At 67.4% G+C, this 9252-nt stretch carries 8 protein-coding genes; 3 read left to right on the top strand and 5 right to left on the bottom strand.

What is annotated here, in order from left to right; all coding sequences use genetic code 11:
* Both VGS97_RS01225 and VGS97_RS01220 read left to right on the top strand, forming a co-directional pair.
* The coding region (locus VGS97_RS01225) for a LacI family DNA-binding transcriptional regulator (RefSeq protein ID WP_326851265.1) at window positions 1-939 on the top strand (939 nt) is incomplete at its 5' end.
* 327 nt (window positions 940-1266) lie between these two features.
* Window positions 1267-2379, top strand: coding sequence for a glycoside hydrolase family 11 protein (locus VGS97_RS01220; RefSeq protein ID WP_326851264.1), 1113 nt, complete (start codon window positions 1267-1269; stop codon window positions 2377-2379).
* Between the two features lie 421 nt (window positions 2380-2800).
* On the opposite strand, the gene VGS97_RS01215 is transcribed toward VGS97_RS01220, so the two are convergent.
* Window positions 2801-5104, bottom strand: coding sequence for a hypothetical protein (locus VGS97_RS01215; protein ID WP_326851263.1), 2304 nt, complete (start codon window positions 5102-5104; stop codon window positions 2801-2803).
* 56 nt (window positions 5105-5160) lie between these two features.
* The gene (locus VGS97_RS01210) at window positions 5161-5934 is read right to left on the bottom strand and encodes a polyphenol oxidase family protein (RefSeq protein WP_326851262.1); all 774 of its coding nucleotides are present in this window, start codon (window positions 5932-5934) and stop codon (window positions 5161-5163) included.
* Between the two features lie 185 nt (window positions 5935-6119).
* Between VGS97_RS01210 and VGS97_RS01205 the strand changes: the two genes are divergently transcribed.
* A complete protein-coding gene (locus tag VGS97_RS01205) occupies window positions 6120-6824 on the top strand; it encodes a C39 family peptidase (protein ID WP_326851261.1) in 705 nt (234 codons plus the stop codon).
* An 87-nt stretch (window positions 6825-6911) separates the two neighbouring features.
* Here VGS97_RS01205 and VGS97_RS01200 read toward each other — a convergent pair whose 3' ends face one another.
* The 3 genes from VGS97_RS01200 to VGS97_RS01190 form a co-directional block, all read right to left on the bottom strand.
* Entirely contained in the window at window positions 6912-7943 is a 1032-nt protein-coding gene (locus tag VGS97_RS01200; protein ID WP_326851260.1) for a GNAT family N-acetyltransferase, read from the bottom strand.
* Between the two features lie 100 nt (window positions 7944-8043).
* Complete coding sequence (locus VGS97_RS01195; protein ID WP_326851259.1) at window positions 8044-8565, bottom strand: SRPBCC family protein; 522 nt, start codon at window positions 8563-8565, stop codon at window positions 8044-8046.
* Window positions 8562-8882: a metalloregulator ArsR/SmtB family transcription factor gene (locus VGS97_RS01190; protein WP_326851258.1), complete on the bottom strand. Its 321-nt coding sequence runs from the start codon at window positions 8880-8882 to the stop codon at window positions 8562-8564. Before VGS97_RS01190 ends, VGS97_RS01195 begins: the two co-directional genes overlap by 4 nt.
* Window positions 8883-9252 lie beyond the last annotated feature (370 nt).

Raw genomic sequence — 9252 nt, 5'->3', positions numbered from 1 at the left:
CTCGCGATCCGCGAGCTCGGCTACGTGCCGAACCCCACCGCTCGGGCGCTGGCCACGCAGCGAGCCGGGGCGGTCATCCTCGCCGTCTCGCACGACGATCCGGCGCTGTTCGCCGATCCGTTCTTCGGCCAGGTCATCGTCGGCGTCAGCGCGGCGCTGGAAACCACCGACCTGGTCCTGATGCTCGCACTGGCCAGCTCAAGCCGCGGCAGGGAACGCGTGCAGCGAGTGCTTCGCTCCCGACGCGCCGACGGAGTCATGCTCCTCGCGCTGCGCGGGGACGACCCGCTCTACCACCTGACCGAGCAACTCGACCTGCCCGTCGTCGTCGGCGGACGACCCCTGCACGGCGAACCGGCCTGGTACGTCGACGCTGACAATCGCGGCGGTGCGTGCCAGGCCACCGAGCACCTCATCGCGACCGGACACCGCCGCATCGCCACCATCAGCGGCCAATCCGACAGCCGAGCCAGCGCCGATCGTCTGCGCGGCTTCCAGGAAACCATGGCCCTCGCCGGCCTCGACAACACATGGATCGATCACGGCGACTTCACCGAGGACAGCGGCGCCCAAGCCACCACCCGGCTGCTCGCCGACCACCCCGACCTCGACGCGATCTTCGCAGCCTCGGACAACATGGCCGCAGGCGCACTGCGCACGCTCAAAGCACAAGGCCGCTCGGTACCCGCCGACGTCGCCGTCGTTGGTTTCGACGACCTGCCGATCGCCCGCCACACCGACCCGCCGCTGACCTCCGTCAACCAACCGATCCAAGCCCTCGGCCACGAAATGGCCAAAATGCTGATCAGCCTCATCGACGGCGACCGGCCGACCGCGCTGATCCTGCCCACGCGGCTCATCGTCCGTGAATCCGCGCCGCTGCCGGCCACCGCAAAGACCGCTGATCCGACGACGATCGCCACGATGCGAAAGTCGTGAAACCCGCCGTGTCGGATAATGTCGACCGACTATCGACTGTTCGATTAATCCAGCCACCGCCAAGCTCCTCGCGCATGCATCTCACCGCGTTGCCGTGCCGCTTTTCACGCGTAAATCCACACTCATGACCGTTGGAATCGCCGTCGATTCCAACATGCCTTCTCCGTTGCCGCAAGCAAGCGTCCGAAACATTCCCGAAAATCGTTGACTCCTCCGGATTCCGTACCAATAATTTTGCCGCCGACCTCAATTACGCGAATGGGCAGCACCATGCGGCCCATATCGGCTCTTATCTCGGCGAACCTTCATTTCGGAAGGAGTGCATACGTGCGTTCCACCCCATTGGAAACCCGCGGACCCAGGCGCCTGCGGCTGCCTGGCAAGCGCGCCAGGCTGCTGCTCGGTGGCCTCGGCGCCGCGGCGCTCGCTTTAGCGGCGACGGTGATGCCCGGCACCGCCAGCGCCGCCACGACGATCTGTAACAGCCAGACCGGCAACAACGGCGGCATGTATTACCAGATGTGGACCAACGGGCAGGGCTCTGCCTGCATCACGCTGAATTCCAGCAACAGCTACTCCACCTCCTGGAGCGGCGTCGGCGATTTCGTCGACGGCGTCGGCTGGAACCCCGGCAGCAACCAGACCGTCAGCTTCTCCGGCAGCCTCAACGCCAACGGCGGCACCACGCTGGTCTCCCTCTACGGCTGGTCGACCAACCCGCTGGTCGAGTACTACGTCGAAGAGGACTACGTCGGCTCCCCCAACACCGCCGGCCAGTACATGGGCCAGATGACCAGCGACGGCGGCACGTACAGCATCTACGAGCACCAGCAGGTCAACCAACCCTCCATCGTGGGCACCGCCACCTTCGAGCAGTACCTTGCCATCCGCACCTCGCCGACCAGCAGCGGCACCATCACCACCCAGAACTTCTTCAACGCCTGGTCCAGCCACGGTATGAACCTCGGCACCATGAACTACCAAATCCTCGCAACCGAGGCCTGGGGCGGCGGCAGCGGCAACTCCAGCGTCACCATCGGCACCTCGACGCCGCCGAGTTCCGCGCCTCCGAGCACCACGCCGCCGAGCACGAAGCCCCCGACGAGTTCCCCGCCGTCGACCCCGCCCGGCGGCCCCGGCACCTGCAAGGCCACTTACTCGGTCGTCAGCAGTTGGACCGGTGGCTTCCAGGCGACGGTGACAGTGGCCAACAGCGGATCGTCCACGATCAACAGCTGGACAGTCCCCCTCACGCTCGCGAGCGGCCAGACGATAACCCAGTTGTGGAACGGCACGAACAGCGGCACAAGCGGGGCGATCACCGTGAAGAACGCCGCGTACAACGGCACCCTCGCGCCGGGAGCCTCGACAACATTCGGATTCACCGCCAACGGCAACGGCGCTACCGCACCCAGCAGTATCAGTTGCACCAGCCCGTGACCTTGGCATTGGCCTGACCTGACGCTCTCTGTCAGTCAGTCGGATCAGCAAAGCTCGACGACCACCAGTCAGCAGTCGGGCCGGCCCGGATCATCCTGGGTCGGCCCGACGTGCTACCGCACCACTGCACCATTCGGCGGCAGCGACTGTACGTCGGCCTCGTTCTCGCGACCGTCAACCCAAAGGTGGCTCAGCCAAAGCCCGTCGTCGCCGACTGAACGCGCCGACGCTGACACCGTGCCGAGGTCCTGAGTCGAGAAGCCCAGCCACCGCCCGCCGACCACGGTGCTCGCGATCGCCAGCGACCCGAGCGCCACACCGACAACTCGCCGGCCAAGCCCACACAGCTCGATAAGCCTCCTGTCATGCATTCCAGATCAAGCCTTTGCTTCTAAATCTGGTACTGGCGCTATCGCTGGCTTTATCGCTGGTCCTGGCTCTGGCCTTGCCCCGGTCGGCCGAACCACCGCTCCCACGGCACCGTCAGGATCGCCGCTACCGCTGCCACGACTCCGGCGTGGACCGCCCACGCGTCGACGATGCCGCGGCGCAGCGCGGTGGCCAGGCCGCCGACGCCGGGGACCGAGGCCAGACCGATGAAGAGCGCGAACAACAGATACACGAATACGGCCACGCCGACGGCGATCATGCGGGTACGCGTTCGTATGCGGTTCGCCCGGGCCAGTTCGCGCCGCGAATCGTTCAGCTGGCCGCGCAGTTCGACCGCCTCGGACTTGATTTCCTGGAGGACGGCCAGCACGCTGCGCAGCGACGCCGCCTCGGCGGCCGCACCCTCATCACGGCGCAGGGTGTCGACCACCTCGCGCACCGGGATGTCGATCAGTGAGTCGAACTGAATCCATGCACGCAGACACGTGGCGCTGGTGCTGGCGCGGCCCTGCCAGGGGTACGCGCGTACCGAGCCGGCGCCACGCAGTACTGCGGGATCCAGGCCGTCGAGGATGTGGATCACGGCACGCAGAGCGAGGGTCTCGATCTGGCTGACGACTCGCTCATAGCCGATCTTCGTGAGCAACAGCGTACGAGCATCGAGGAGCGCGCTGACTGCCGAGCCCGTCGTCGTCAGATCGATCCACCGGCCCGAATCCTGCTGTCTGTGCGCCAGCCGGTCGACCAACCGGGCGATCGCCGCCGTCCGGCCGGCGACCACCGCGGCGCGCAGGTAGAGGATCGTGTCGCTCTCGGTCGCGTGCCCGTTGCCGGGAGCGGTCACCTCGGTCAGGATCTGCTCCACGCGGTCCAGCTCGGCGGGCGTGAGTGCCCTGAGATCGGCGAAGGTGACGAAGGCCAGCGCCTGTTCACGGTGCGGACAGCCGTCGATCGCGTTCGCCAGCCACCCCGTCGTGGCCTTGCTGGACTCGTGCCCGGCCCCGAGGTAGCGGGTACGCAACCACCACAGCGCGACGGTCGCGCCGAAGACGTCGTCGTAGGAGCCGCGCCGGTCGTGGCGTTCGATGATGTACCACGCGCCGGCCATGTCGTTGCGGAAGTCGTCTTCGGGCTCTGATCCGCCGACCGCCACGGCGAGCGCGTGAAGGTTCTGTAACGTGGAGACGTGCCTCAGGAAGCTGTCGTCGATGTAGTCGAGATCCTGAAGATCCGCGTGGATGCGTACCCTGATCTCGCGCAGCAGGCGTTCGGGGAACAGCCGCCGGCTGGAGATGCGCAGCGTACGACCGTGCTGCGACGTGGAGCGGCCGAGCTCGATCGTCCGGGCGATACCGGATTCGACCGCGCGCCGGACTGTGTCCTGCACGACAGGGTCCTGCACAACCGTGGGCTGCGCGGCGGTGGGCTCCGGCTGCGACTGCGACTGCGACTGCGACTGCGACTCGACGACCAGCGTGGTGTGCACACCGTCACGGATGTGTTGCAGCAGTTCGCCGGTCTGGCTCTGCGCGTCGTACACCCGGTGGCCCAGCCGGTTGGCGCGCAGACTGGCCAGCAGGTAGTCCGACGAGACCGAGCCGCCGGCGCTGTGCAGGACGGCGGTGTTGTGGCTCCCCTCAACGACGTACAGCAGCAGGTTCGTCACGATGTCCTCGTGGAACTGCCAGTCGAGCGGCAGCGCCGACAGGACGACTCGGTGTGGCGCGTGCTCCCGGGTCGCGATCAGCAGTGCGCGTTCCGAGCCGTCGGCGCCGGGATCGGCGAGCAGCACGTCCCAGTCGGCGCGGTTGACCTGCGTCCAGTAGTGCCAGTAGAGCCCGGGAAGACTGGGAAACGTGGTGCTCCGGTTTCGCAAAGCCGTTACATCGACCCGATACGGGTAGAGCATTGCGACGTGTCTGGTGCCCTCAGGGATTCGCGGCTCGCCGTCCACGGTGCGCTCGTCGTTCGGCCGGACCATGGGCAGGACGGCGTCGAGCGGCTCGGGGAGCAGATTCATCGTCGGGCCCTTGCGCATCGCCAGCCCGAGTTGCTGGAACGACAGCAGGCCGCGGCCGCCGGACAGGAACTGCGCGAGGGCGGCGCGGAACTGCTGCGAGCCCAGGTGGTCCCAGATGGTGCGGTCGTTCAGGGCGTTCGACGCGAGCACGACCGCGTCGAGGTCGTCCCTGCTCATGAGCGTCGTCAGGTCGCTGATGTCGTCGCCGGTGAACAGGAGCGTGCGATACCCGTGCGCCTCAAGCAGAGGGCGCATGTCCCCGTATCCGTAGTGCGCCATCTCGGATTGGTTCTGGACCACCGCGATCGTGGGCAACGCTGCTCCTTAGCGGTCCGTCGTGGTCAGCGCAGTCATGTCGAGCGCAGTCGTGTTCAGCACAGCAGTGCCACCACCGTTGCCTGAATGCCGGTCTTGCCGTCTCTGCGGCGCGAATACCAGCGCGCCGGATTCTCGTACGTGCACTCGCGTTCCGTCGCGACGACCTGCTGCACGCCGCACGCCGCCAACTTCGCGTGGACCGCAGCGCGCAGGTCGAGGGTCGGCGCCCCGCGCCGATTGCGCGCAGCCGCGCGCGGCACGAGCCGCGCGAAAGTCGCGTGCAGATCCTCGCCGACCACATAGCAGTCACTACAGATACACGAGCCGGTCAGTGCCCTGATATCTCGGGCATCCCGCGCCCCCGCCACGGACCGCACGGCGCTCGACGCCGCTTCGACCACGCCCGCCAGCAACCCGCGCCAGCCGACGTGCACCGCCGCGACCGTCCTGGCCTCCGGGTCGCACAGCAGCAGGGGCAGGCAGTCCGCCGTCCCGATCATCAGAGCGATCCCCGGCGAGGTGCTGACAATGACGTCCGCAGGGCCCAGATGCGGTGACAGTACCGCCGGTCCAGCGGACACCGCCACGTCCCTGTGCTCAGCTTCCGCGTACACCACATCCGCATGGATCACCCGCGCGCCGTGCTCCTGCCGGACCGTCAGCAGTGGCAGCTCAGAGATCCCAAGCGCGGCGGTGAGCAAACGCCGATTGGCTGACACGGCCTCAGGCGCGTCGCCGACACTGGCGCTGGTGTTCAAGCCCGCGAACTCGCCCTCGCTGCAACCTCCCTCTCGCGTGGCGAAGGCGCTGAGGATGCCGCGCTCCAACAACACGGAATCCACGGTGAGACGCGGCGCACCGGGAACAAGTACACCGGGAACTGACATGCCCACCGCCCCTCCCCGAAGCGTCGGCACTCCGGCGCACTCAGCCAGCCGGTAAGTGCCGGTTTGTCGGTGGCGGGCCGGACTTCATCCAAGCATACTAATTAGTGCTTCCTAGGGAGGAATCATTGGAGACACTGGACATCCCTTTCGTGTACCAGTGGGATCTGAGGCCCGAGGACGAGCCTTCCGCGGACTTCTGCGCCACCGCCGGGGTCACCCGGCCACCGCAGGGTTGGGCCGAGCGCAGTTGCGGGATCGCGTGCCTGGCCATGCTGCTGGGGTTCTGGGACAGGCACGCGGAGATGCGCACCTTGCTGCACGAGGCGATCGAAAGCGGGGCGTGGGGCGGCGAGCGCAATTGGCGCCACACCGAACTGGTCGGGCTGCTCGGCCGCCGTGGCCTGACCGCGTGGCGGCGCAACTGGCGCCTGCTGGAGGGCAGGGAGCGCGAGTACCTCGACGGCCGGATCGCCGACGAGGGGACGGCGGCCGAGTTGGGCCGCGTGCGCAGCCAGATGATCGACGAGGGACTGTACACGCTGAAGTCGGCGGTCGCCTCGGGCCAGCCGGCGATCGCCTCGATCTACCGCCCGGCCTGGGACCGCCGCAGCCCCGGCCACATGATCGTGCTGACCGGCTGGCACAGCGGGGAGCTGCGCTACCACGACCCGGCCGAGCAGGACGGCGCGGACAGCACGACCAGCGTCGCGGATTTTCGGCGGTGCTGGAAGGGCACTGCGATCTTCGCCGTCGCGCGCGAGGACGCCAAGGACGAGAACGCGAATGAGGACGAGGACGAGGACGAGGACAAGCACCAGGGCAGGGCCTAGAACGGGTGCGGGGACGGGACGGGGATGGGGACAGGACGGGGACGAGGCGGGGACGAGGCGTACGAATCGGCGTCAGCCCCAGAACGGTCAGCTCCAGAACAAGTTGAACATGCCGACCAGCCGCCCCGGCACCCACGACACGCGGGGGCCGGCGTACATGCGCGTGGTGCGCAGGCTCTCCTGGAAACCAGCAGCCCGGAGTTGGTCGACCGCGGCCGTGTTGTCGAGCGGAAGGCAGATCGTGCGCGTCCCGGCCCCAGTTGCCTCAGCCGCCCCGGTCACCTTGGTCGCCCTGATGACTCCACTCGCTCCACTTACTCCGATCACTCCGGACGCTCCGGACGCTCCGGTCTCATCGCTCGCTCTACTTGCCCCGCTCGCTCCGGGCGCACTGGCCTCGTCACCTCCTTCAACTTCAGCCCCGTCCGCAACCCCAGCCGCCCCAGACAACAACGCGGCGAGGAATCCCTCGGCCTCCGCGCTACCGTCCGTGATGATCGCGCCAAGCGATCCCGGATCGCGCGCCAACTGGTATCCGATAACCCGACGATCAGCGCGGGACTCGTATACACGTGCATACGCCGCATTCGGCCATGCCGACTCCAGCAGGCTGCTGCGATCCTCTCCGGTGGCCGCGCGGTCGAGTTCGATCGCGACCGGCAGGTCCGCAGTCACCGCAGCACGCACCTGACCAGCCGCGTCAGTAGCCACGGTGACAGGCACCATCCCACTGAACTGGGCGCTTTCACCCTCCACCCGGAAGCCGAGTCGCTGATACAGCGGTAGCCCCGCCTTCGTCGCGTTGAGCTGGAGCGTCACCGCGCCGCGAGCCGCGAGCCACCGCATCGCGTGCGTCGTCACCACCTCGCCGAAACCCCGGCGCTGGTAGTCCGGCGAGACCGCGATCCCGCCAAGCCAACCGGTGCCGGGAAACGGCAGCGCGACCGCCGCAGCCACCGTCCGTCCGCCGACCAGTCCCGCAAAGACCGCCCCACCGAGCACGTCCCGTACGAAGAAGGCGTCGATCACCAGGCCGGGCCGGAACCCGACCTCCGCGTAGAGCGCGCCGATCGCCTCCGTGGACGAGTCCGTCACGGTCCTGATCTCCAGCTCGGCCATGGATGGGGGCTCCCTCTAATCACGCGGCGATACCCCCACGCTATCGGGCTATCGGGACCCGGCGGATCGGGGATGTGGTCCCATGTCTATTTTTCCGCATCTACTGTGCCAGCGTCTTGCCGGTCTCCAGAAGGCTCTTGAGGTCGCTGAGAATCCAGGGCCAGCCTCCGCCGGCGCCCGAGGCCTCGTTGTCGCCGGAGACCAGCGCTGAGAGCAGGGGGGCGCCTGGCAGTTCGTGCACCACGGTCAGCTTGGTCGCCCCGGCGGCGCTCTCGATTTCGTAGGTCAGCCGGGTGAAACCTTCGGCGGCGAGCGCACCGGTGAGGTCCATCAGCATGCGCCAGGTCAGTACGAGCCGGTGCGGCGGGTCCGCCTCGACGACCTCGCCGTCGACGATCGTGTCGGGTACGGGGTGGCCCATCTCGGCCCCGGCCTTGATCATCGCCTCGCTCGGGCGCGTCTGGTACGCGGCCCCGGCGCGCAGGTCGTAGTCGGTCTTTCCGCCGTAGCCGAACCGGTCGGTCCACTCGGGCTTCGTGATCGCGTCCCACACCTGCTCGGGCGTGGCCTTGATGTACACGCGGTAGACCTGCGTGGTGCTCGCGTCGCGCGTTTCGCTCATGATTCCCGCTCCAATTGCGTCTTGAGGTCGACGAGCGCCGTGGCCTGGCGCTCGGTGTACTTGTCGATCCACCGGTCGTGGATCATCCGGATCGGTACGGGGTTGAGGTAGTGCAACTTCTCCCGACCTGAGCGGCGGCTGACCACCAGCCCGGCCTCTTCAAGCACCCGCAGGTGCTTCATCACCCCGAAGCGCGTCATGGCCAGATCCGACTCAAGTTCGGTCAGCGTGAGCCCGTCCCGTGCGAAGAGCTTGTCCAGCAGCAGGCGCCGGGTCGGGTCGGCCAGAGCCTTGAACACGAGGTCGTCGTCGGCCACGCCACGATAATAGGTGACCACTTGGTCACATGTCTAGGCGCAGTCGACTGCGAGCAAGATCGCGCTTGAGATCTGATCAGGTGGGGGCGGGGCAGAGGCCTGATGCGACGCAGCAACCCGTGCGGGCAGTCTGCCTACGATGTCGGTTTCACGCTCGCGCGCTGCATGTGATGCGGCCGAGTGGCTCAGCGGTTGCCTCAATACTCATATTCACTCGGCTGCATCAAAGGCGGTGCGGAACGCCGTTAGGTTCAGTTGGCTTGCCGTCTTGTCGAGGACGGCGAACACGATCCGTTCGAATGCGCCTTCGAAGCTGCCGCCGGCGCTCAGGTTCCGCCGGAACGCTGCCGCTACCTGTGCCGGGTCGTTG

This window comes from Actinocrinis sp., assembly GCF_035946395.1.
GTDB lineage: Bacteria > Actinomycetota > Actinomycetes > Streptomycetales > Catenulisporaceae > Actinocrinis.
This window is presented reverse-complemented; position numbering and strand designations above follow the sequence as displayed.

What these genes read in the sequence shown, in the direction of transcription:
- VGS97_RS01200 (WP_326851260.1), bottom strand. Translation starts at nt 7,943, where the DNA reads ATGGCCGAGCTGGAGATCAGGACCGTGACGGACTCGTCCACGGAGGCG.
- VGS97_RS01195 (WP_326851259.1), bottom strand. Translation starts at nt 8,565, where the DNA reads ATGAGCGAAACGCGCGACGCGAGCACCACGCAGGTCTACCGCGTGTAC.